Origin of the sequence: Enterococcus sp. 4G2_DIV0659, from assembly GCF_002140715.2 — a bacterium.
Lineage (GTDB): Bacteria > Bacillota > Bacilli > Lactobacillales > Enterococcaceae > Enterococcus_L > Enterococcus_L mansonii.
Genome location: NZ_NGLE02000001.1, coordinates 1108211 through 1131964 on the forward strand (window position 1 = coordinate 1108211; position 23754 = coordinate 1131964).

Genomic DNA, 23754 nt, shown 5'->3' on the forward strand with positions numbered 1-23754 from the left:
ACGTCTTCAAATCAAAAAAGCTTCGCCCATCTTTCAATTATCTGGGCGAAACTTTCTCATTCTTTTATTACGGTGTTTGTTCTACTTGCCATAAGATCGTCGCTCGATAACTACCAGACTGTAAAACCTCTCGTGAGGGGACTTCCAGAATAAATCCTGATTCATTTTTATCCCACTCTTTGCTGATATTGTATTGCCCTTTGTTTTCATGTGTTCTTTCAGCGATTGATTGTGTGGTATTTTCGGATAAAATAACTGTTTCTGTATTGTTTATTTTATAGCGAATAGCAGATGGTAAAATTTTACTTGGGTCTTCTTGACTTGTTAGTGGTTTGGTCAAAGTAGCTGTTAAATGCCAAGCACCACTATTTTTACGATTATCCCAAACGATCAACGGTTGATCGTATTTGGCTTTTTCTACTTTTATAAATGGAATTCCTAATGTTTTACGTCCAAAGTTTAAGAAATTTGGGGAAGATTGGACAAACAAACGTCCTTTGAATTGGTATTGAACAGTACTTTCTTCACTTGTAACCGGAATTTGGGTTTCATTTTCTGGTTTTTTCTCGAGTTGATAGTTTTTTTTCAGAATATCATTCAGTGCTTGCAGGACTTCTTTTTCTTCAGTTAAATCAATGGTTGTTCCAATTGCTTTATCAAAAGTGATCTTATCATGCAATGTGTCTCCTGTTTCATCTACAAATTCCACGTTCACTTTTTGATTACTTTGAATATCGATCGTGATTGTTTTTTTGATTGTTTCTGAATCTCTAGCCGCCTTGAGCGTTGCCTTATACCGTCCTTGTTTAGGATTTTTAGGTATCGTCGTTGATTCGACCGAAAGGATAATATCTTTACTTGAACCAGTCGCAACATCCCAAGCAATTGCTTCCGATTTTTTTAGAATTAGCTGATTGGTTTCACTCTCATTTAGATTTTGAAAATGTTCAGGTCGACTGTTAAAATCATTGACTCCGATATAAAGTCCCTTACTTGGCGGTGTTTCATCGATTACTTGCACTGGAACTTTGATTAAAGCCGTCTTATCTGGTTGATCTGAATCCGTCATTCGTACTGTTACACTTTTCAAGCCAACAGTTGATGTATCTGGCATTTCTCCTTCGTATTCATACAAAGCTGTATGACCTGGCAAAATTACCGTATCTTGGATTACTTCTGAGGCCTTTTTATTAAATACTGTTCCTTTTTTTAGAATTTGCGGAATCGGTTTTGCTCCGAGATTGTAAACTTTAATCTGTACCGCATAATCTTGTGAAGGCAACCCCTTATAAGAACCTTCTGCTTCATTGACTGCTAGTAAAGAAATGTCATACCTTGTGATTGTACCTGCTTCTCCATTTATCTGTTCAGGTAACTCTGTCCTTGGAATAGTCAACGGACTATTAAATTCTTTTTGACTATTTGCAGTAAAAGGCATTGTTATTTCTTCACCATTAGGATAGGTGACATAAACCGTTCCATGATCCGTTTCTGTAGGAATTTTACTTAGCTTATAATTAGTATCAAAATCACCTACGTAGTCCGGATAAATATCAAATACTTCTGGGTCAGCTTTTATTTGCATATACGGAAGCTCATCGCCCGCAAATATCTCATAACCTGTATTTAATGCTTCATCTGGTGCAATATTTTTCCATGGCGCACCTAATTGATACGCCGAATCAACATTTGATGCAATAACTTGTCCGGCATTATAGTTTTTACTTTCTGAACCCGTTCTCATATAATCGTTTCCGAAGTAATTAAATGCAGCAGAAACACCAATGCTACTATAAGAACCTGCTATATATTTAGTATAGTCAGACAGCCAATTTCCTCTAGAGTCTTTTAATCGAATGGTAAATCTCTTGCCCGATGAAGGCTGAATATAAAAACCACTATTATTCCCCAATGAATAAATTGGAACAAAATCTGTATAGTAATCCGTATCTACACTTTCTAACATAGAAAAATTCTTGGTTGTATTAGAAAGGTTATACATATCTAATTGGACAGTAAAATTTAAATTTCGATTCAAAGAAAGGCTATATACATAAAGAATCTGATTAGGCTCATCTATTAGAATCTGCTTCAACGCGTTCCCTTTTCGTAAAAAGTATTTAGAGGTGATTTTTGAAACAATCCCATCTCGGCCAATTCCATAGTTTCTATCCCAAGTTCTTCCATATAAACCACTATTATTCACACCTGGAATATCGGTTACTTTGCTTTCACCGCCACTATAAACATACCCTCTGCCAGCACTATCTTTGATTATAAAACCTAATTCATTTTTAATTGACGATACAGATATACCTCTTTCTGGAAATCCCATTTTAGAATTATTCAGAGGATTCGTAATAACTCCATCATTAGAAGATAAAGGAACAGTTCTCCATCCATCTATCGCACCGTCTCCGAATACCTGATCAGGAAGTATCATCAAATTAAATTTATAGTTCAATAACTGTTCACTCAATGTTATGGTGAACGTTACTTCTTTTAATCCTCTGCTGGAGTTAACAATCATTGACTTGGTGATCTGTACATCCAGATTTTGCCCTGTCGTCAAATCCCAAGCTTTTGGTGCTAATTTTTTGGTCAATACTTGAATGATTTGCGGAACAGTTTTTCCTTTGATCTCACTCACATTTAAGAATGGTAGATAATTGAAACTCATCCCTGCTTTTGCGTCTACAATAACTGTTTGATTTTCCAACGTTACTGTAATCGGCACAGGAATAATTGTCGATATACTTGTATCTTTTTATCCGTCATTTTTATATAACCCCAGTGAAATCCTGTTTTGCTCGTATCAAATTTATTGACAGGTTCAGTAGGATCACCAGCTGGGTTTTTGACCCATTCATATGTGGAACTGGTAGCTATCCCATCATTTAAGGACTGATATTTTGAAAAAATATTCGCTGCATTTGTCCCCATCGCCATGTCTTTATTTTGATCGACTTTAAAATAATAAGGAGACTTCACATCCGCACCAAAAATTGTGATATTTCGTGTCGTTGTTGCAGATGCTCCGTCTAGTTCTACTTTAATCGTACCCTTATAAAATCCAACAGAATCATTAACCGCAGTCGTATCGGTAAATGATACCGGTACAGCTGATCCTGTACTCGTATTCCAGGCACTTAGATGGGCTCTTGATTGAATCAATGCAATCAATTCTTCTTTACTTTTCCCTTTAATTTCATCAGGATAAAGTATCACTTTTGCATCAGATTTCACCATGACTTTATTGCTTAATAATGCCGTAGTATCTGCGCTTGTCACATTGACAGGAACCTTGATTGTCGTTGTTACATGTTCATTCGTTTTTTCTGTGATTTTTACATAAGCCCAATGAAATCCGACTGTACTTGTATCAAATTTTTCCAACACTTCGCCGTTTTCATTGACGAACTGATAGGAAGCATTTGATGCTGTTGCATTATTCACTGTTTGAAACTTCGAAAATAAATTGGTTGGAATTGTCCCTAAAGCGAGTGTTGCATTTTGTGCAACAGACACAAAAGCTTGTGGATCAGCCCCAAAAACAACTACGTCTTTTTGAACAGATGCTTTTTGTTCTTCTCCACCTGCTCCTACGGTAATTTCAAATTCAGCCTTGTAACCCCCTACAGATGTTGTTAAAATCGTTGTTTTGAGCACTTTTACAGGAACAGACACACCGTCTTCCACATACCAAGAACGAACATTGGATTTTGTTTTAACCAATTGTTGTAGCTGCTCTTCCGTTTTATTCGCAATTTCGTTTGGATAAAGAATAATTTTGCCATTCACGCTATCTGTTTGAAGAGCAATCGTATTATCCAGTAAAAAGGACGTTCCTAAGTCAGTAACCGTTACTGGTATAGGAACACGGATACTGGTCAGCTCATAATTTTCGGTAATTTCCACATAAATTGTTTGAAATCCCGCTTGTTCACTGCTAGGAGTAACCGGTGTTCCATCTGCATCCACATATCCATATAAAGCGCCATACTCCGGATGTGGAATAATCCTTTCTGAAAAAAGTTTTGTCAATCCAGCTTCAGTGTTGAGATCTGGGAATGCTTCATTTTGCTTCATTGTCAAGACTTTAGGAGTCGCTTTCATGCCCGCTTCATTTTCTACTGGATCCAACCCCCGGACTATATCACTTTTTTGCGCTTTTACTGTTGCAGATTTAGTGGCACTTGCAGCAGAGTCATTATTGGTCGTCTGTTTTGTTACTTTTTTCACAACTACTTCTGGTTGTGCTAATATAGGATTTGTTGTGGTGAATAAAACGGTGACAGAAAAAATGCCAACTATTATCAGCCCAACGAGCGTCCATAGTATTTTAGCTTTAGAAGGATTCTTTTTTTCGTTATCCATTTTTTCTCCTTTCTTATTTAATTTTTAAAAAGGATGCTTAACGTTTCTTTTCATTTTCTACTTTTCTACGTTTGATCCTTTTATACCTTAAAATGAATACAAACATACCTACACATAAAATAGATTTGTATATGGTTATTTTCTTTAAGTTGCCTATTAAGATTTTTTAGCCTTTAGCGTAGTGATTACGAAATCATCTATCCATGACCATTTGCTATCCTCTCCTTCATTTGTAGTTATCACTAAATCCCGTGGTAATAGTCAATTCTGTGAACAATTTATAACAATAACTGTCAACCAATCTACTTACTTTTTATCTGTCAACATACCCTCAATTAATTTTAGTATGTGTTATCTAAACTCCAAGTCACGCTACCTTTAAATGCTTTACCAGCAGCACCTGTACCTGTTGTAACAGTTAATTTAGTATCTGTTAATTTTGTAGCGAAACCGCCTTTAACACTGTCTGCTTTTGTTTTTGCAAGAATGTTTGTTGCTGTTGTATTGCCTGCTTCTAAAACTACATTTTTACCAACAACAATATTATTAGGATCATCCAATTTGCCTAAGTTGCCAGCACCAGGAACACTTGGAGAGAAGTCATTGATATCTGGGTCAACTTCACCGATATCATATGATTGAGGATCGCCTAAAGTAAATGTTAGTTTTGATGGCAATTCTGTAGCTGAATCATCTTTAGAAACTAATTTAGACAAAGAAGCAGTCACTTTCCAAGCTGAAGTTGTTGCAGCTCTTGTTTGTTCGCCTTCTCCACCGTGTTCTCCACCAGTTTCAGCAGTTTGTCTGTCATCATTCACGACAATATATTGATCTCCGGCTACAGTATTGCTATATGTAGCAATATTCGCTGTTGCTGATTGACGACCAAAATCAAACTTAGATGGTGTCCATACCAACGCTAAGTTATCTTTAAATGGTCCTGAACCAGGTTTTACTGGTCCGTCAGTATCAAAACGAATCCCCAAATCTGTTTGTTCTTTTCCTATTTCTTCTGCATTCGCAGGTTTTGCAAAAATCATCAATGCTGATGATGCAAGTAATGTTGTAAATAGTATTTTTTTCAAAATTTAATCACCCTTCTATTGTTGTAAATAAAATTGGCGACAGTTACTGTTATAAATCGTTCACAGAATCGTAGTTTCCTTACAGGCTAACCGATTAGTTTTATTTGATCTTTTAATAAGATAAATAAATAAATAATCAACGCTAAGCTTGTAATAGATACCACTAATAAACTAAAGTTAAAGACTAATTCACCCTTTTTTTTCCTTAATCTTCTTACCAAAAATACATCTCTAGAAAGTGTCACAAGGAAAAATAATAATGACACGGAGGTAATTCCTCCTAGTATATAAATCCATAAATAATCTTTCATATTACGCTCCTATACATGTATGCTATAAACTTTGCGTAGACTAACGACACCTAAAAAGATAATCAAGCACGCTACACCCAATAACAGTAAAATAAATGATGTCATCATTTGCCCTAGATGAGGTAGAGCACCATCAGTAGCTGGGTACTCTGCTGGTTTTGTCTCATAGATGGGTGGTTTTGGTTTTTCTGGTTCGATAAATTGATTGAAGGAAATACCTGTTTCAGTTTTATCTTGATCAGCAGCGAAACCATAAGCACTTTGGCTAAACAAAACAATAAAGAGAGTTATCATAATACTTAACGGCCAAATAATGTAAGGCTTCTCCATACTTATTCACCATCTTTTCTGTTGATTTTTTTTCGTTTCTTTTTTTGATTTCCTTTTTGAGTCTCTTTTTTACTTCCTTTTTGATTCCCTTGTTTTTTTCGTTTCGCAATTCTCACTTTCTTCCATTGCTGTTCCCATTTTTTCCGTCTAAAAAGAGTCATTGACATAATCAAAACGGTGAGTAACATCAAGAAAACAGAGACACCTTTAATCCATGTTGGCGTAATAATTTTGAAAGCACTCTCTTCATTCATTTTTTTCGCTTGTTCATTGGTAATCGTAAATTCTTTACTCAGTTGCCACTCTTGATAGTCATTCGACGCATCTAATTTCAAGGTGTATGTTCCAGAAGGCAGGTCGGCAATTCCCCAATCCATTTCAAAATCAAATACACTGTTAGGAGCCATACTATAATTTTCCACAGATTTTCGTTTAACGACTTCTTCCGTTCCTTTTTTAGTCATGGTCGCTACAATATTTAGATTTTCCAAGACTTTAGGTTCTGGATTTTGCAAATTAGCTAGAACCATTTTTTTCCCACGTTTGATCGATGCTTTTACGGAGTTCAAATTCAATGTTTGTGCATTATTAAATTCGTCTCCTGATTCTGATGTAATCACTCCTACCCGATAAGAAAATTCGGTAGAAACACCACTTTGGGCTTTCTCTTCGTTGTCTAGAGCAAAGACTATTGCGCCCATTTTGACTCCAGCGTATTTTTCTTTTGGAGGGGTTAATTGGATTTTCACTGTTTTTTCTTCATAGTTACCAACCGTGATAGTAGGGGTAGCTATTTTCAACATAGATGTCATTGGTTCTTTTAACGTCTTATCGTAATAAGTTTTATCATCACTATACTCAATCGTTCCAGCATCTCCTGTGATTGCATTGACGCCAAATATCTTTAAGTGAACACTCTCATTTTTGGTGCTTTTTACTCTCACTTCTAATGTTTGTGATTCTCCTGGCGTTGTCTTCACATAGAAATAACTTTTGTTGGGGTCTATTTGCTTGCTCGACTGTACCAGCGTTACCGTATACCCTAAATTATTATCTTCATCTGCTGCTATCGCTTGATCCGCTAAAAAAAATAATGAAAAGATACAGACAAACGCTACATATACCGCATTAATCTTTCTCATGAAAAAAGTTTCTCCTAACTACTAATATTTGTTCTTATTAATTGATTGAATAGTGATTTCTACATACCATTCATTTTGTTCATCGCTATTCAATGATTCGACTAAACGATAGCCCTTTTTAGCAAAATAGTCCGTCCAGTGCAACAAAAATTCTTTGCTATATTTTTCAGCTTCTTCTCTTGATTGAAAAGGACCTTCTATTTTAAGTCGTTCATTTTCTTCATAGGTCTCATCTTTTTCTTCATATAAATAATTGGTAATGACATATATGATATAAACAAGCGTTAGAGAAGCAATAAATAGTAATAAGAATAACGGCCACACAATAGTCCTTAGTAACATGGCACTATTTACTCCAATAATCGCCAGAAATGCAATGATTGAGTAATTCGTTTTTTTCGCGTCATTCCCTTCTTTTTTATTTTTGATGTAAAACATCAAAATCAGTAAAAGATTTAACGACATCAACAAGAACGCTGCGAATAAATAGTTTAGTAAATCGCCTAGATAGTAATTTGCAATAAATAATAGTTGAATAATGAACCTTGCGTCTTTATCAACATAAAACACTGCATCTTCGTAGAATCTTGAAAAAAGGATAAAATTAGTGATCCATCCTATTAAAAGAGTTATTTCGCAGAGATAAAAATTTCGATAGTTTTGATAGTAATTCTTTTTGTCTTTCACACATTTAGCCATCCATTTCTTTAGATAATTGCTTAAGCTATCCAACTGATAATTGTTCATTATCCAGTCACTATCATTGATATAATAGGACGTATTTTCTTCTCCCTTTTTTGATTTGAATGTTGATTATTGTAAAACTTTCTCATTTACTTCTTCTAAAATAGGTTTTTCACTTTTCGAATAAGTAAGCAAGTATCCTTTTGTTCGGATGATTTCAATTTCGAAGTAATCCTGTTCCTTTAATTTATTTCTGATATGAAAAATAAAGTTTGCTACTCTATACTTTTCAATCAGCTCTCCTGTTGATTCTCCGTAAATAGCGTTATTAATTTCTTCATATGTAACAACGTTCCCAATATTTTCATATAGCAGTTCAATGATTTTGAATTCTTTTCGAGTTAATGCTATGATTTGGTCATAAACCATCAAACTTAATTTTGATGCATCAAGAAAGTGATTATCAGGTCTACTTTTTAGTTTTGATTTCTCCAATAATTGATTCTTATAATTGATTGCATTTTTTACTACAATCCCTAGTGTGTCCACGCCTTGATCTGATTGAATAATTTCAATGATTGAATTTTTACTCAAATGAGGATATAGTTTGGTTAATTCCGAGTCTTTTTCTCCACTAAGAATCCAAATAAATAAGGAGTGATCATCCTGCAAATCAATAAGCCATTGCAATGCCTTAAAATAATCTGATGATTTTTCTAAATTAATAATTAAACCATCTAATAAACCTATTTGTTTTTTTTCTGTCACTTCAATTAATGTATACTCTTGCTCATCAAGAGCTGTTTTAATCAGCAAACCTATGTTTTCGTTTTGTTCAGAGTGATCGCTGATATGTAATATGCCAATTGTATTTTCCATTTGGCTTCTTCCTCCTCCAATTTCTCTATCCATTATTTCTTGTTTTATTTACAAACAAGAAAAACCTCTGAAAAATCCTTTATACCAACAAAATTTTTCCTATATGACGGCAAAATAGACGGCGTAAATTATATTAAAATTTAACTAGAAACCTCCTTTGCATTATTAAAAGGAACAATACTATCCACACTTTCAAAAAAAGAACGTTAAATGAAAATAAAAAGAAAAGCAATCACCCTATAAACATTATAATGTTTATAGAAGATCGCTTAACTTATTAAATTAATCGCTTTTCTTTTCTCAGACATAAAAGAGTTTACATACGTATCTAATGTCATTTTAGTGGAATGATGCCCCAATAGTGCACTAATCGTTGCTATGTTAACACCTTTTTCTAAACACCTAGTAGCGAAACTATGTCTAAGTTGATGAAAACGAATAGTAGGGAAATGAAAACTTTGGCATAACTTTCTTAGCCACGTTGAAATGAGACGTGGCTCTGCAGGCTTATTACCACCTAACACAAACTCTCCATTAGTTTTTTGTTTTTGTTTGTTCAAAAGTTGGCTTACGTTTTTCGATAGAGGGATCGTTCGTTTAGAACTAATGCTTTTAGGGGTTCCTTCAATAAGTTGCGTTTTTTTGCTTATACCGCTGGCAACTTGTATTCTTTGAATCGTCCGTTGTACAGTCAGTATATTAGACGAAAAATCAATATCCTGCCACTTTAATCCAGCAATTTCTCCAATTCGCATTCCAGTTTCTAATGCTAATATGATCGCAAGACCCTTTGGATGCACAGCGGCTTTTTCTTTCAGTTTTTTTTGTTCTTTTGATGTTATGGCCTTTATATTGTTCGGTGTTTTCTTAGGTAAAACAACATATTTACAAGGATTTTCCGAGATTAATTCTCTTTTTACCGCAGCAGTGCAGCAAGTCATCAACACTTGATAAACGATTCGAACAGAATTAGGAGATAAATGATTCTCTATTTTTTTTATCCAATCATTTAAAATAGAGGTGGTGATTGATTGTAAAGGGACGTCACCTAAAAATGGAAGAATGTGCTTTATCATTTTGTTGGTGTAGCTTGCATATGTGCTAGGTTTTAGCTGTTCTTGTATCTCCGTTAGCCAACAAGTTACCCAATCATTAAGAGTTCCTTTATAGCCAATAGTTTTAAATGTATAATTATGTGAATGTAATGCTTTCATTGTTAACAGATTTTCTTTTAGAGCTGTATATGTTTTATTATATAAATAGCCATATACAGCACTTCCATCGCTGTTTCTTCCTTTAATATATCTTCCCTCCCAGCGACCATCTTTTCTTTTATAAATATTCTCACCTTTTCTTACCATAAATCATCTCCCCTTTCGTTTTTTTTGACGGCGATTTGACGGCGAATAAAACTTATTGTATAACAACTACTAAACATCAAGATATAAAAAAGAATTAAATAATTAGAAAATAAAAAAATAAACAAAATACTGTTGACAAAACAAAATATACGTTATATCATCATCTAGGAAACGCAGACCACAAGCTAACAGCAAGTTTTTCTCGTTCGTAAATAAAACAAGAAAAAATAAAATAAATAACAAATAAAAAACATACACATTTATTAGGTAGTTTATATCCTAAAATTCTTCTTCTTTATCCTTTTTTGTATTACCTTATTTGTTAATAATCGTTATTACGTTATATAAAATTGTGTTTTTTCTTATAATATATAGAATTTCTACACTCTTGAGTTGCCTACTTTAACTCCAAACCTAAACAAATCCTCTTCCTAGAAACGAATAAGTTATTTTAAACAGACATACAATCCCTGTATCCATACTCCCTACCTTTTCTACTGATTCTAAAAGGTCTTGTATTTGTATAGTAATAATCCCAGGTTATAACCATATAGCCTGTACTATCTCCTCTTCTCTGCAAATCCAAACAAAAAAAGACCCCTCGCTAAACAGACGGATCTTTCATTTAATGTATTAAAGAGTCATCATGTTAACCATGATGTAAATATATTGTTTAGCTCTAAATAGAGCGAAACACAGCAACATTACTCTTTGCTTTTTCCGATAAACATTATAATTAGTCCAGTTCTGAACAGAGCTAGACTAATTATAGATATTTTAGCAGTTTGCCAGATAATATTTCAATCCACTAGCTCTAAACAGAGCTAGACGCAGGGTTTATAGCAACCGTAACCCCAAACTCTAGATTTCAATCCACTAGCTCTAAACAGAGCTAGACCTGACACTTCACTAGGTACATATATTTCATCAATTCTATTTCAATCCACTAGCTCTAAACAGAGCTAGACCCCATGCCGTTTACAACATTTTCAGTTAATTTGTTATTTCAATCCACTAGCTCTAAACAGAGCTAGACGATAAAAAAATCACAACTGAACTCACTGTTGATATTTCAATCCACTAGCTCTAAACAGAGCTAGACCTGACACTTCACTAGGTACATATATTTCATCAATTCTATTTCAATCCACTAGCTCTAAACAGAGCTAGACCCCATGCCGTTTACAACATTTTCAGTTAATTTGTTATTTCAATCCACTAGCTCTAAACAGAGCTAGACCTTCTTGCCGCCGCATCTTCCCAAATGTGGAAATTATTTCAATCCACTAGCTCTAAACAGAGCTAGACCAAGAAGAAGAAGCTTTAAACTCTCGCTTAGCAATTTCAATCCACTAGCTCTAAACAGAGCTAGACTTGGTTGGATGTCACTATCTGTTGAGCCTGCATATATTTCAATCCACTAGCTCTAAACAGAGCTAGACCGTGAAATTGGCAACAATACACGACATATTTTTGCTATTTCACAAAAAAACAACTTTAAAATTAAATTTCAATGATAAAAACAGCTCTCCATCAATGAAAAATAGCTATTTTTTGGTGCGGATCTCCCAGTATTTCCATGTGCACTTTAGATCCGCACCACATTGCCATTGCTAAAATATCAAAGGCGCTTCTACGTCAAAACTTTCTTTGGCACCTATGTGCTCCACTTTGTTTTGATAATTATTTCCCAATCGATAAATCCGAAGACTATCCAACTCTTCATCAATTAGATCAATCAGTTCTTTTTTCAACTGAGTCAATTCCGTCGCATCAACGACACACTCAAAAACAGAATTCTGAACACGCTGCCCATAGTCTTGACATTTCTTTGCTACCTTCCTTAAACGACGGGTACCATTTTTTGAACTTGTTGCAACATCGTAAGTTATCAATATCAACATACTTCCCACCTACTTCCATAAAAACGGCGGATAACCATCTAAATCATCTCTTAAAAACCGACTTAACAACAATGCCTGAGCATAAGGAACCAAGCCCCAATTAATTTTTTCACCTAAAAATGGATGCTGAATTTGCTCTTGTTTCTTTTCTTGCCATTTTTGAAAGAAGGTTCGCCTACCCGCATCTGTTAAAATCACTGCACCACTTTCTTTTTTAACGAAATCTTTTTCCGTCACCATTTTTTTATTAATCAACGTTAAGACAAAACGATCCGCATAAATTCCCCTTAACTCTTCCATTAAATCCAAAGCTAAAGAAGCCCTTCCAGGTCGATCTTGGTGCATAAATCCAACATAAGGATCAAGTCCAACCGTTTCTAAAGCGGCTGCACATTCTTGAGCTAACAACGTATAAGCTAAAGAAAGCATTGCATTGACATTGTCTAAGGGCGGTCTGCGGTTTCGACCATAAAAACCAAAATCACTCTTCTGTTGCAAAATCATTTGGTCAAACAAGAGAAAATAGCGATTTGCTGCTTGTCCTTCAATCCCTCTTAGCGATTCTAGCTCCTCCACTTGGCGAATATCTTCAATGTATTTTTTCAGTTCTCCAGAAATCTGCTTAAACCGTTCAATATCCACTCTCATCGGGTTTTCTCTAGTCATACGTTCCAACATCCACCGTTGATTGTACACTTTACCGATAATAAAATGACGAGCAATCTGCAAACTTTCTACTTCACTATCAGATAAACGATATTGTTTTTTCCGCAACGTCACATTTCCAGTTGTGCCGCCTGTCACCCGACTACCAAATTTACCGGTATTTGTTAAGAATGTGATACCTATATTTTTCTCAGCACATTTGCGCATTAATGCCGGACTTGCTCCTAAATAACCAGAAGTAACAATGGCTTCTATATTATGAAGAGGCACTCTATTTTTCTTTTCGTCTATTTTAACAACAATGTTCTCACCATCTAAAGCCATGTATGCATCTGAGGATGTTATAAATAAGGTATTCAATAGCTTTTTCATTCACATAACCTCCGATCTAAATAGCCTTTGACAGTTTGAACATTCATCAATTTAGGCAAACAAATATTTTGTAGTGAACATTTTTTACAAAAGTTACCGGTTTTAACTTTAGGCGTGTAGCGTCTTGCCCAGTATTGATGCATTTCAGCTACATTTTTCTTGAGTTCGTCACGTAAAGCAAGTGTAATATCAACTGCTTCTCTACGTTTTGTTTCATGATAATAAAGATAGCCTTTTGGCACTTCACAAACAAGCATTTCCTCTAAGCAAACTGCCTGAGCTGTTAACTGCATGATATCACTGAGCTCTTGCTTTGGCTTACCATGTTTGTATTCAACTGGAATCGGTGAAAATGTTCCTGATTCTCCGTGTAACGGTACGCCATTTAGATCTTGTACAAATTCCACAACATCACAGATTCCAGTAATGCCCAAAGTTGGTGAATGGATAGGCAGCGCGCGAACAATCAAACGATCTTTGCGTTTTTCCCGAATCGTCGGCTGATCAGCTTTTTCGTGTAAATATTGTCCTTCCAGCGTCAACACATTTTCTTGCCATTGTTGTTCAATATGAATCAACGCCCATTGACGGCGGCAAAAGAGAAAATGTTGAATCCCAGAAATCATTAAATAATCTTGTTCGTCGTACATATTATAGCCCTTCGATAACTGTTAGCTCGATTCCTTCTAATGGTTCGACCGTTACTTTATAATCGTCGAATGATTTTGCCCGATCCACTTCAGAAATTTTTTCGATTTTTACAGAACGATGGACTTTAGCGGATGAGGCTTTGCCCATTTTGCTTGGATGTTCCCACCAGTAGACTTTTTCTACAGCCATGCTGCCGTCCGGACGAGCAGAGGATGCATCATTTTCAAAAAGAGTTGTTAGAGCTTCTTTGATTTTTTCTGCATCCGCTTCGGTAAAGCCTGTTTTTTCGGCTAGTTGAACATTGATGCTGCCGTTGAAGACATAAACACCGAAATCAACGAAATGTTTGGTTCCCATGGTGTCAGAGCCTTTTTTATCCCCCGTAACGGAGTTCACGCTTTTCGTAATTTGCATCGTGTTGATATCGATTGGATCTACACTTACAGCGGTCTGTATAGAAACAGGTCCACGAACACCAACCGATAAATCAGAGCCCTTAAACGCAAAGACTTGCCCAAAACTTCTAGTATCCATGAATGTTTTACAAGCGACTTGTGCGTAACGATCCGCATCTTTTTTCTTGTCTTTATTGATTGCTTCTAGTTCTTCGACTGCATCTGCTCGGTCTTTCAAACTTTTAAAGCCATCATCCGCACGGTCATCAGACTGAACAAAAATACGTTCACCTAAGTCTTGTAGTCGATTACGAATTTTACGTTTAATTGCGACATCTGATATTTCGCCGAAACCATCAAAGTTTTGGCGTGGTCGGTTTCCGTTTAATGGATCACCGTTTGGGTTTGCATTTGTTACTGAAACAATGACTTTAAAATCGATTTTATTTTCTAATGTACTCATGATTTATTCCTCCGTTTTGTCTTCTGATTTTTTATAAGTGTCTAATTCATAACGTTGTTCACAATAGCCCATAAGATATTCTCCATTTAATGGTTTGTTAGTTCTTTCCCCTTTTTCAAAAGATACAACAATTTCATCTATTAAATGTTGATAATACAGACCTCTATCTTTCAAACGTCCGTAATATGGAATTAAGTTTTCTTGAAGTGTTTGCCAAGTTTGTAAGGGATGATTACTAAATGTATTCATGTAACGCATTGCATTTGTCATTCTATCTTTTTCACCCAAAGAAAGTGATTTTCTCTCCACCTTATCTGCTACCGCCAACATTCTTCCAAATAGATAACTTCTATCAGTTTCATTTTTATCTAATGCCACAATTCTTTCCCCCTTTTTAAAATGTTTATTCATGACTGCACAAGCAATACTTAGTGTTTTTTCCCATTCCCATTTTTCCATGCTTACAGGATTTGACGCTCGTTGCAGGAGATTTCTAACAAGATTGATTGGAATCTTTTTACCATCCACAACACAAGGAAATAATTCATGGATTGTATTTTTTATTAGCGTGTCACTAGCTCGTGCACCATACGCCGCTTCAGCAATGTCTCTAAGTGATGGAGCACCCCAAAATGTGTAGCGTTGTTTATTTTTACTACCATACGTATGACGCCAAAAACAGGTTTGATGCCATGCTTCAATTCGTGTAAAGTATTGTTCTTTTTCAAATGAACGATAGTAGAGAACGCCCATTCTTCCAGGAGTCGCAGCATCTAAAATCATAATATAAATTGGCTCACGGTAAGAAAGCTTCACGCTATAACCATTTAAGGCTTGCTTAAATAACTCAGAAAATTGTTGATGCGTTGTATCTGGATTTAATAACATTTCTGCTTCTTCATCTTTGGCAAAAATAGCATCAAAATCAAGAAAGTCAGCACTTGATTCTTCTGGATTAGGCACCTTTGTTTCTTTTTTCCCCCAGGTTAAAAAGACTCGTCCGTCTAAAACAAAGGCTTGTTTGCCAATCAGCCATTTCAAAGCATTGTGTCCTTTTTGAGAAACTTCGTAACTGATCGAAGCGACTTGATTTTTATCAGTAAAACGACCTTTATATGTGAAATTTGTAGAATCATTTCCTGAAATCAATTTCGCCATATCACCGCCATAGCGTACTTTTGAGGGATGGTTTTCTGTTAGTGGTAACATTTCTCCAGTGACATAATCTAGCCCTTCATTTGTCAGTTCGTTTGTATAATAAGCGACAAATGAGTCAATTATTTCTTTATCTCCCCAGAGCGGTCGTTTTTCTTTTCCCTTTTCTTGAACAGCAAATCTGACAAAAGAAGCTGATTGTTCCCCAACTACTACACTAAATAACGGCGGCTTCTCACCAAGTTCTGCTTCAAGCTCTTTTGACCATTTTGGGATAAGTTGATGATTCTTTTCAACCATTACATTTGCTTGTACTAAATCTTCAATCAATGTTCCTTTTTCTAAATACTGCAAAACACTTTTAACAGCTGTCTGAGAATAATCTGATTCGCACCATGCCCGTAAATTTTCTAAATACATCCGATAAGAATTTTTCCCAGCTTTATTCTTTTTGTAAACACCACCATATTCCTCGAAATCACCCGCCACATAGACTAAATTATCATGGATTAAATGCGGTGCAGACGTTGAACCTGATCTTCCAGCAGACTCAATCGTTACAGGAATCATTGTTTGAGCCTCTTCTTTTGGTACGACATCTGCCTCGTAAAATTCACCCTCTGGCGTTATCGTTACTTCGATTTGTGCATTTTGATAAGCATGAGCAATTGGCAAAAGAACGATTTCTTTTCCAGAAGATGTTCGTTGAACTTTCCCTGCTTGATCTGCATTTTCTTTGTATGTTTCATATAAATCATTTAACCAACTCATCATTCAACCTCCTGTTCCAAGGTTTCAAATAGTCGATCAACAGTTTCCATTCCTGAAGGGTCAAATATTTTCGCTTGCATCGTTCTAAGCGGTCGAACTAAGCTACATTCTTCTGGTCGTATAAATTTAATAATGCCTTTTTCCATAATCGGACGCCACAAACGAACTGCCAATTCCTCTTTTCCTGTTTCATCAGGATAAGATAAACCATGCACCATTGTGCCAAAATGCAATTCCCCTTCATAATTGTCATAGTCGCCTTTAGCTTTCCCAAACTCAACTGGTTCCACATATCCTTGACATTCTCTTGTTCCTAAAAAAATATCTCTCCGTCCGCCAGCTTTGATTGAACGTTTTAAAATCTGATAATGTTTGTCTTCATTCCAATCCCCTTTTAAATCAGGACGATGTGGATTAAACTCAAAATGGACTTTTACTTCATAAACAGGCTTTTTCAGATACGTATAATACGCTAAATCACTAGCTCTGCTATCGTTGTATTTCATCGGTCGCATGCCTTTGGATTCCATTTGAATCGAGTTCATCACGCGAACTTCATCAATATAGTACATAATCGATGGTTTCCAATAAATGCTTTCTGTGATTCCTTTTAGCGCTTGATAGGTGGGGACTTGATAGGTCATTTTTTCACCCCCCATTTTTGTCAAAGGATCTGTAAAAAGAGCGTATTCACCTTCAACTCTAAATGAAATCTGATTTTTGTATCTCATCGTTGCTTCCTCCTTTATGATCAAACTCTTGAAGTTAGATAACATTAAAATCCTAAATAACCACTAGCCGCTTCTGCTTCTATATCTATTCCAAACTTCAAATCATATGAATTACTGGTCAGAGCCAAAATATCGCCATTCAACAGTGGATAAATTCCACCACTTGCTTGAAGTTCCATCAATTCGTGCTGGAAGATATTGACCATATATTGCTGTGCTTTTTTCAACGTTGGCGCATACTCTTCAGGTCTTAGCTCACCATTTAAATCCGCAATCAATTCATTCCCAGCTTTGTACGGAACAAGCACTGATGTCGTTGGACTATCAATGACTTGAAAATATTTCCCTACTGTTTTAGGACTACTTCTAAGAGCCAAAATAGGTGCAGAGCTGTGTGTTCGTTTATAATGTTCCAGCGCATTAACACCTTCTCCTAATAGACCAAATAGTTCGAGCGATGTCTTTTTAACTGGATAGTTCAATTCATTTTTAAAACGATCATAATATCGATCAAAATACCGCTTTTGAACATCATGAGAAAGTAATTCCTCTTGTTCGAGTTCACGATTTTCTTTAAGAATATCTAGCGTAATTGTTTGTCCTTGTTTAATCTCTGGTAGATGAGTCAGATTTTCAAGGTCTGCGGAAAGATTGACTAGGTAGACTGGTTGCTGCTTAGTTTCACCATGTCGATTGCAACGTCCCGCAGCTTGAGCAATTGAATCTAAACCAGCCACCGAACGAATCACAGATTGAAAACTGATATCTACACCTGCTTCAATCAATTGGGTTGTGATACAAATTAGTTTTGTTTCGCTATTTTTTAGTTTCTCACGTAATTCATCCAACAAATCTTTCCGATGCTTGGCACACATTGAGGTACTTAAATGATATAATTCAACATCTTCTAATTGCTGTTCTTCCAAATATTGATATAAACTCCGAACAGCTTTTTTGGTATTTAAAATAATTAGCAAATTTTCTTTCTCTACTAAAATGTCTTGACTGAAATCAGCTAAAGTTTCAAGCTTCCATGGTTCATCTGTTGTTCGGTCAATGACCTCTACTCGTTTAAACTTGGATTCTACTTCTGATAAATTCGAAACCATTTCGCCATCGGAGTCTTTGGTTAACGCTCGTCCAACATTTTCTAAAGACGGCTGAGTTGCTGTACATAGAACACTCGTTGTCCCACCGAATTTTTTTAAGAAATTCAAACTTTCATTAAATAAATGCGTACAGTTCGTTGGCACGCCTTGCGCCTCATCAAAAATAATCACAGCATTGGTTAAATTATGAAAACGACGTGGGTTTCGAGTTCCTCGACTGTAAATCGTATTTAGAAACTGCACCATTGTTGTAAAAATTACAGGGCTTTCCCAATTGTCTTTCATTAATGCTTGCTTTTGTTCTAACGCTTCTTTTTCAGCTTCGGATTCTTCGGATTTCCTTGTTTTCGTTTCCTCCTGATCTGTAAAAACATTGGAATGATGCTCTAGAATATTTTCTTCATCTTTTAAAATCTCTCGGACTGTCGCAGCATTCTGTTCGATAATCGTTGTAAATGGCACGACATAAATGATGCGCTCTTTTCCATGTTTTATAGCGTGATTCAAGGCAAATCGTAAACTGGCTAATGTCTTTCCGCCTCCTGTGGGAATCGAAAGAGTGTAAATTCCCGTTTCTCGTTCAGCAAAGGTCTTGCATTGATTTGACATCTGCCCACGAAGTTGATTAATTGGTGTGTCAGCGGTAAAAGTTGAAATATATTCTTCTAGGCTTTGACTATAAGATTTCAGCAACTCATCATTTTCATGCTTTTTAAATTTTTCATTTTCTTCAAACAACATCGTATTTGTTCGGTCGGCATCCAGTAAGCAACTATAAATGAATTTCAAAAGGAAAAATGTATCATTTTGTTTGATTCTACTTTTTCCATTTGATTGATAAAACCCTTTCAATTCTTCTATTGCTTCTGACAGTAATTGTTGAAATTGTTCTTCTGACATCACTTCTTCAAAAAAACGAAGTTTAATCTGCTCATAGTCCACAACCTCTATTTCCGCTACTCGCCTAAGATAATCAGAGGTTGCTTCTCCTTCTGGTGTAAAAAAATCTTGCAGCCCCCGACTGCTGTGATGAGAAATAATCGCATTCCCCACCAATTCAGCAAAAATATATGAAAATGGATCACGACTATTTTTGTGGCAATAATCAAAAAGAAGTTTACCGCCAGCTGTTGAATGATCCACGCTACCCCGTGTCACACTTTTCGGATCAGCAATAGCTTTTCGCAAATATTCTTGGAATTCGTTGGAATATTTCCCTAAATCATGAAGTAAACCTGCTATATAGCTAACTTTTCTTAATCCAATTTTTGCCCCCCAATCACCACTCAATACAGCGCATTCTAGTAGGTGATCTTTTAAACGTTGCTTTTCTCCATCTGATTTCCTCACATGTGCGATATACATACTTAAACTCCTTAATTAATTTCTAAATGTCTTAAATAAATTATACCACTTATAAAAAAAAGAACTATCTAAAATTTTAAATAATTGGATTAATTTTTTAGTTAAAGAAAAAAAGGTAGACTAGTATTAATATTAGCAATAACAAAATAAACAAAACAGAAAGAACATCCCAAAGCTTCTCTGCCATAACTACAACGAGTGCACTAATAGCTACCAACAACAATTTTTTACCATTTTCTCTATTAATCATTTTATTATTACCCTTCCTACATCTTTTAATTTATATACTAAACACTGAATTGAGCGTAAAATTATCTACTAGTTTAGCGTACTACACAAAAACTAAATAGTCAACTTTTTCTTTCTAATTAGTTTAAATACAAATAATATGTTATAATTTATATTGGTTTTAGAAACTGTCACATTTTAAATGTGTGGATTGAAATAATTCTGTGTTTAGTACCTAATGATAGTATCAGCCCAAGTTCTAGAATTTGGGCTGGTTTTCATTTATCTAATTAAATCCGTCTTCAATAAATAAAGCTATCAAGCAAGAAAAACTTGACTCCACCTTCCTTTTCATGTATCTTATAGATAGAAAATAATAAGCAATGGGTTCACCAAAGACCCCATCACTCCTCTGAAAGTGATGGGGTTTATTTTGGCTTTTAGCCGCTTTCTAGTCCTGCCGATTATCAAGCCAATGTTTGAATAATCCTAAGACTACTCCAACAATAATCGGGCCAATGATTGTGGAAAATAAAATAAACAATAGGTTCACCTCCTTTATGCGATACGTATCGCCATCGCAAAAGAGAAAGCGACCACTTTTAGCATAGCAAAGGTTTTATTTCTTACTACCTTTTCTCCGTAATTAATTCTGCTTTTGTCAAATTTGTCCTATTTTTAAAACTATTTTGACTATTTTCATTAATTTTTACTTCGCAGAAAAAAATAGGCATTTCAAAAAATTTTTGTTATTTTTCTTTATATATATAAGGGAGCATGATTTTTATGTTATTTAATGCCGTTCCACAAAAAAACTCGTTGTGAACAAGCTATTCTTTATGTATAATAAAACACATAGGATAGAAATAACTGACATTAAAACTAAATAAATTGGCTCTTCGTGGTCTGGCGCCAACCAAACCAGAAGCCCTGTTGAAACAGCAATCCCTGTGAAACAACTTTGCCAATAGCATAAGGATAAATCTATTTTTTGTTGTACACTTTTACAGCGACAACACTTCTTATAGCCTCTTTATCTTGCCTATTTGTAGACGATTACAGGATACCTGTAGATCGTCTTTTTTATTTCTATCCTACAAACTTTGAGAAAAAGAAAAATAGGCACTTCATCGTTCGGCGCCAACCGTTCAATGAAGCCCTGAATAGAAAGCAATCCCTCTCTATCCAAGTTGCCCATTTACCAGTACCGTAGTACCAGCTTCTTTATTGTACCTAATTCTTGTAAGAATTTCTAGACACTTTTGAAATTTTTCTCTGGGTACCCAAAGAAGTTCCCTACAAACTAGCATAATTGAACGATAGAGACGGACAGCTTTTACATTTTTCTTTTGCTCTACATACTAAAAAGAAAAGGAGCATTCCCATGAAAAATTCAGCCATCTGCATCAAAACTGTCCCTTATCAAGAGATTCTAAACCTTCGAGATTCACTCGAGCGTTTAGAATCTTGGAAAAAACCACTAGAAGTTTTGGAAAAGTATTTTACCAATCCAACTACACCAATCAATAAAAAGCAAGTAGTCAAACAATACTACGCAAGTGCAAAATTATTTGAAACCTTTCATAGAGAGTATGCGCTTTTGATAGCCGAGTCACAAAATCAATTAGCCAGTATTATACAAAATCAAAAGATCTAATCAAAAAATAAAAAGGACTATTTTTTGCGTATTTAGATATTGTAAGGGATAAATTGAAAAAACGCATACGTTACTGCAGCAGAAAAATTTTGCAAGATGTAACAAGTTTACTCACCAGATTTTACAGAAAAAGGTGGACTGACTTTTCAAATAATCGGTCATTTAAAAACAAAGGCTTTTTTTAATGTTGCGCAACATTTTCTACTAAACTTCAATTTTCCTTTTTAAAACAAACGAAAGACTTAGAAGTTCATTACCATCTTCTAAGCCTTTTCTGCTAATTATACACGTCTTTTTTATGTCCAATTGTTATCGTCTCATCTTCTATATTCGCAATAATACGATAGTCTCCAATTCGGTAGCGCCATTGACCACTTTTATTGCCCAGCAAGCCATTTCCTATCATTCTGGAATTTCCGCAACGAAATTCTCTAATAATCCTTCATCCTATGAAGCACTACTTTTAATCAGCATCCCCATCACTTGTACTTCTAAGCTCTTGTTTTAACGCTTCATAATACCCTAACTTGAAAAAATTATACCATTGTGCGACTTCTTTTTCCGATATTACTTGAAGGGCCAACAAAATTTCTCTAGCAAACTCTAAATACCCAGTTCCATTAGCTGTAATCAAATTATTCTCTCTAATTGCTTGGGTTTCTACAAATTGATTCCCACCTGTATAGCGATCACCTGCGTACTCTTGCAAGTCTTGTAATTGGTTACTTGTATGTTTGCCATCATTTAGTAACCCTAGAGTCCCCAGATAAACAGTCGCATCGCAAATCGCAGCGATCAAAGCACCTTGTTGTTCCGCTTTTTCTACTAAAGCTGCAACAGCTTCTGCTTTCTCCGTTCGCCAAGATTTTCCACCAATCAAAACCAATGCGGCAAACTCTTTTTGACACGCTTCAGCAAGTGTATAATCTGGCAATGTCGAAAAACCGCCCATTGATCGAATGGCTTGTTTTTCATTTGACACTGTTTTAACGGTGAACCCTTTTTCCTGATTCAGAACAGCCGCAACTGATGCTGCTTCCCAATCTGCATACTCTTCTAACAATACAAAAAACACTTCTGTCATGTTTCATTCCTCCTTATATATAGGTCAAAACGTAGCTGGTTCTTTAACCTTTAGGAGTTCATCATACAACAGAAGTGTGACAACTGATTGTCAGCTTTTATAAAGAAAATACATTTGTTCAATTTTCGCTTTGACTGCTTCAACGATTATTGGCGGTTCAATGACTCGTATCTTGTCCTGAAAACGTAAAATAAAATCAACTGTTTTTTCCTGATTGATCAACGGAAAGACGATTGTTCCAACAGCCGAGGCTTTATCCTGTTCCTCAAAAAATTCTGCACCAAATTTGTCAATCAAATATAATTTATCCTTTTGATCATAAGTTAAAACCACTTGTTGACTTGCTGGCAATGCCATCGCTTCTAGATAATCATTTTCAGACTCAATAGTCAGCTTTATAGCTTCTAAAAGTCTAGGCTCAAATCCCTCATCTAACAACTTATATGTTTGAATTCTGGTCAGTTTAAATAAGCGAAAGGCCTTTCTCTTTAAACAAAAACCATAAAGATACCAATGAGACGCTTTAAACACAAGCTTATATGGTTCAACTTTTCGCTTAGAATAGCCTTTCTTAGAATGATACTGAATAATAATGGTCCGCTGCAGCGCTATTGCTTGTCGTAAATCATTTAGTTTATTCTTGCCTTCATTCGGTGTAAACCACGAAGAAAGATCGATCAATAAATCGCTTTGCGGTTGCTGTAAGCTCGTATTCGGTGCAATTTTTGCCAATAAAGGGCTAATGTTCGTGGATGTTGAAATGCTTTGAATCGCGGAAAGTCCCGTCAAAATTGTTGAAATATCTTCTGTAGAAAAAATATGTTTGTTCACTTTGTAGCCTGCAACAATGCCATAGCCACCAGAAATGCCTGAATAAGAAACAATCGGAATTCCAGCTAAATTCAGCGTTTCAATATCACGGTAAATCGTTCGTTTAGATACTTCCAAACGTTCAGCCAAATCCTTGGCTGTCATGCGATCATTTGCTGCTAACAAATGTACCAAGCTTAGTAAACGATCAATTTTCATGCGTT

The 23754-nt window shown here is 35.5% G+C and carries 20 protein-coding genes, 1 pseudogene and 1 CRISPR repeat array; of the genes and pseudogenes, 1 reads left to right on the plus strand and 20 read right to left on the minus strand.

Translation table 11 applies throughout. From position 1 onward, the window contains the following. Positions 1-67: 67 nt before the first annotated feature. The 17 genes from A5880_RS05245 to A5880_RS05325 form a co-directional block, all read right to left on the minus strand. Positions 68-2737, minus strand: a complete 2670-nt coding sequence (locus A5880_RS05245; protein WP_336576995.1) for a MucBP domain-containing protein — start codon at positions 2735-2737, stop codon at positions 68-70. After that, positions 2722-4377 carry a hypothetical protein gene (locus A5880_RS05250; RefSeq protein WP_336576996.1) on the minus strand — a complete coding sequence of 552 codons (1656 nt, stop codon included), beginning with the start codon at positions 4375-4377 and terminating at the stop codon, positions 2722-2724. Before A5880_RS05250 ends, A5880_RS05245 begins: the two co-directional genes overlap by 16 nt. Positions 4378-4718: 341 nt before the next feature. Continuing rightward, positions 4719-5462 (minus strand): WxL domain-containing protein, encoded by a 744-nt coding sequence (locus A5880_RS05255; protein ID WP_086331253.1) that lies wholly within the window; start codon positions 5460-5462, stop codon positions 4719-4721. An 86-nt stretch (positions 5463-5548) separates the two neighbouring features. Then, complete coding sequence (locus A5880_RS05260; protein ID WP_086331252.1) at positions 5549-5773, minus strand: hypothetical protein; 225 nt, start codon at positions 5771-5773, stop codon at positions 5549-5551. Positions 5774-5782: 9 nt separating this feature from the next. Next, positions 5783-6103: a hypothetical protein gene (locus A5880_RS05265; RefSeq protein ID WP_086331251.1), complete on the minus strand. Its 321-nt coding sequence runs from the start codon at positions 6101-6103 to the stop codon at positions 5783-5785. 2 nt (positions 6104-6105) lie between these two features. Then, positions 6106-7245, minus strand: coding sequence for a WxLIP family cell surface protein (locus A5880_RS05270; protein WP_086331250.1), 1140 nt, complete (start codon positions 7243-7245; stop codon positions 6106-6108). Positions 7246-7266: 21 nt separating this feature from the next. Next, entirely contained in the window at positions 7267-7932 is a 666-nt protein-coding gene (locus A5880_RS05275) for a hypothetical protein (RefSeq protein ID WP_086331249.1), read from the minus strand. A gap of 126 nt (positions 7933-8058) precedes the next feature. Beyond that, positions 8059-8808, minus strand: a complete 750-nt coding sequence (locus A5880_RS05280) for a helix-turn-helix domain-containing protein (RefSeq protein ID WP_086331248.1) — start codon at positions 8806-8808, stop codon at positions 8059-8061. A gap of 269 nt (positions 8809-9077) precedes the next feature. Continuing rightward, entirely contained in the window at positions 9078-10169 is a 1092-nt protein-coding gene (locus A5880_RS05285) for a tyrosine-type recombinase/integrase (RefSeq protein WP_086331247.1), read from the minus strand. 797 nt (positions 10170-10966) lie between these two features. Further along, positions 10967-11611: a CRISPR direct-repeat array (repeat unit 33 nt; unit sequence ATTTCAATCCACTAGCTCTAAACAGAGCTAGAC). A gap of 171 nt (positions 11612-11782) precedes the next feature. Next, complete coding sequence (gene cas2, locus A5880_RS05290) at positions 11783-12073, minus strand: CRISPR-associated endonuclease Cas2 (protein WP_086331246.1); 291 nt, start codon at positions 12071-12073, stop codon at positions 11783-11785. A 9-nt stretch (positions 12074-12082) separates the two neighbouring features. Next, on the minus strand, positions 12083-13111 hold the full coding sequence (cas1c, locus tag A5880_RS05295) for a type I-C CRISPR-associated endonuclease Cas1c (protein WP_086331245.1): 1029 nt from the start codon (positions 13109-13111) through the stop codon (positions 12083-12085). Then, positions 13108-13761, minus strand: coding sequence for a CRISPR-associated protein Cas4 (cas4, locus tag A5880_RS05300; RefSeq protein WP_086331244.1), 654 nt, complete (start codon positions 13759-13761; stop codon positions 13108-13110). Before cas4 ends, cas1c begins: the two co-directional genes overlap by 4 nt. Position 13762: 1 nt before the next feature. Beyond that, complete coding sequence (cas7c, locus tag A5880_RS05305) at positions 13763-14620, minus strand: type I-C CRISPR-associated protein Cas7/Csd2 (RefSeq protein WP_086331243.1); 858 nt, start codon at positions 14618-14620, stop codon at positions 13763-13765. A 3-nt stretch (positions 14621-14623) separates the two neighbouring features. Beyond that, positions 14624-16546 (minus strand): type I-C CRISPR-associated protein Cas8c/Csd1, encoded by a 1923-nt coding sequence (gene cas8c, locus A5880_RS05310; RefSeq protein ID WP_086331242.1) that lies wholly within the window; start codon positions 16544-16546, stop codon positions 14624-14626. After that, complete coding sequence (gene cas5c / locus A5880_RS05315) at positions 16546-17277, minus strand: type I-C CRISPR-associated protein Cas5c (protein WP_086331241.1); 732 nt, start codon at positions 17275-17277, stop codon at positions 16546-16548. The genes cas8c and cas5c overlap by 1 nt, the downstream gene beginning before the upstream one ends. 44 nt (positions 17278-17321) lie before the next feature. Further along, positions 17322-19751 carry a CRISPR-associated helicase/endonuclease Cas3 gene (locus A5880_RS05320; protein WP_086331240.1) on the minus strand — a complete coding sequence of 810 codons (2430 nt, stop codon included), beginning with the start codon at positions 19749-19751 and terminating at the stop codon, positions 17322-17324. 679 nt (positions 19752-20430) lie between these two features. Continuing rightward, on the minus strand, positions 20431-20532 hold the full coding sequence (locus A5880_RS05325) for a type I toxin-antitoxin system Fst family toxin (protein ID WP_143353658.1): 102 nt from the start codon (positions 20530-20532) through the stop codon (positions 20431-20433). An 831-nt stretch (positions 20533-21363) separates the two neighbouring features. Here A5880_RS05325 and A5880_RS05330 point away from each other — a divergent pair. Continuing rightward, on the plus strand, positions 21364-21636 hold the full coding sequence (locus tag A5880_RS05330; RefSeq protein WP_086331239.1) for a hypothetical protein: 273 nt from the start codon (positions 21364-21366) through the stop codon (positions 21634-21636). A gap of 277 nt (positions 21637-21913) precedes the next feature. Here the strand turns inward: A5880_RS05330 and A5880_RS05335 are convergent. The 3 genes and pseudogenes from A5880_RS05335 to A5880_RS05345 form a co-directional block, all read right to left on the minus strand. Further along, positions 21914-22057: pseudogene (locus tag A5880_RS05335) on the minus strand (type II toxin-antitoxin system RelE family toxin); the annotation flags it as partial. A gap of 42 nt (positions 22058-22099) precedes the next feature. Continuing rightward, positions 22100-22720, minus strand: a complete 621-nt coding sequence (locus A5880_RS05340; RefSeq protein ID WP_086331238.1) for a DJ-1/PfpI family protein — start codon at positions 22718-22720, stop codon at positions 22100-22102. Between the two features lie 90 nt (positions 22721-22810). Continuing rightward, complete coding sequence (locus tag A5880_RS05345) at positions 22811-23749, minus strand: helix-turn-helix transcriptional regulator (protein ID WP_086331237.1); 939 nt, start codon at positions 23747-23749, stop codon at positions 22811-22813. Between the last annotated feature and the right edge of the window lie 5 nt (positions 23750-23754).

Excerpts from the sequence above, each read along its gene's own strand:
- A5880_RS05250 (WP_336576996.1), bottom strand. The coding sequence starts at position 4,377 with ATGGATAACGAAAAAAAGAATCCTTCTAAAGCTAAAATACTATGGACG.
- A5880_RS05285 (WP_086331247.1), bottom strand. The coding sequence starts at position 10,169 with ATGGTAAGAAAAGGTGAGAATATTTATAAAAGAAAAGATGGTCGCTGG.
- cas5c (WP_086331241.1), bottom strand. The coding sequence starts at position 17,277 with ATGAGATACAAAAATCAGATTTCATTTAGAGTTGAAGGTGAATACGCT.
- A5880_RS05340 (WP_086331238.1), bottom strand. The coding sequence starts at position 22,720 with ATGACAGAAGTGTTTTTTGTATTGTTAGAAGAGTATGCAGATTGGGAA.
- A5880_RS05345 (WP_086331237.1), bottom strand. The coding sequence starts at position 23,749 with ATGAAAATTGATCGTTTACTAAGCTTGGTACATTTGTTAGCAGCAAAT.
- cas8c (WP_086331242.1), bottom strand. The coding sequence starts at position 16,546 with ATGAGTTGGTTAAATGATTTATATGAAACATACAAAGAAAATGCAGAT.
- cas7c (WP_086331243.1), bottom strand. The coding sequence starts at position 14,620 with ATGAGTACATTAGAAAATAAAATCGATTTTAAAGTCATTGTTTCAGTA.
- A5880_RS05265 (WP_086331251.1), bottom strand. The coding sequence starts at position 6,103 with ATGGAGAAGCCTTACATTATTTGGCCGTTAAGTATTATGATAACTCTC.
- A5880_RS05260 (WP_086331252.1), bottom strand. The coding sequence starts at position 5,773 with ATGAAAGATTATTTATGGATTTATATACTAGGAGGAATTACCTCCGTG.
- A5880_RS05320 (WP_086331240.1), bottom strand. The coding sequence starts at position 19,751 with ATGTATATCGCACATGTGAGGAAATCAGATGGAGAAAAGCAACGTTTA.
- A5880_RS05280 (WP_086331248.1), bottom strand. The coding sequence starts at position 8,808 with ATGGAAAATACAATTGGCATATTACATATCAGCGATCACTCTGAACAA.
- cas1c (WP_086331245.1), bottom strand. The coding sequence starts at position 13,111 with ATGAAAAAGCTATTGAATACCTTATTTATAACATCCTCAGATGCATAC.
- A5880_RS05270 (WP_086331250.1), bottom strand. The coding sequence starts at position 7,245 with ATGAGAAAGATTAATGCGGTATATGTAGCGTTTGTCTGTATCTTTTCA.
- cas4 (WP_086331244.1), bottom strand. The coding sequence starts at position 13,761 with ATGTACGACGAACAAGATTATTTAATGATTTCTGGGATTCAACATTTT.
- cas2 (WP_086331246.1), bottom strand. The coding sequence starts at position 12,073 with ATGTTGATATTGATAACTTACGATGTTGCAACAAGTTCAAAAAATGGT.
- A5880_RS05330 (WP_086331239.1), top strand. The coding sequence starts at position 21,364 with ATGAAAAATTCAGCCATCTGCATCAAAACTGTCCCTTATCAAGAGATT.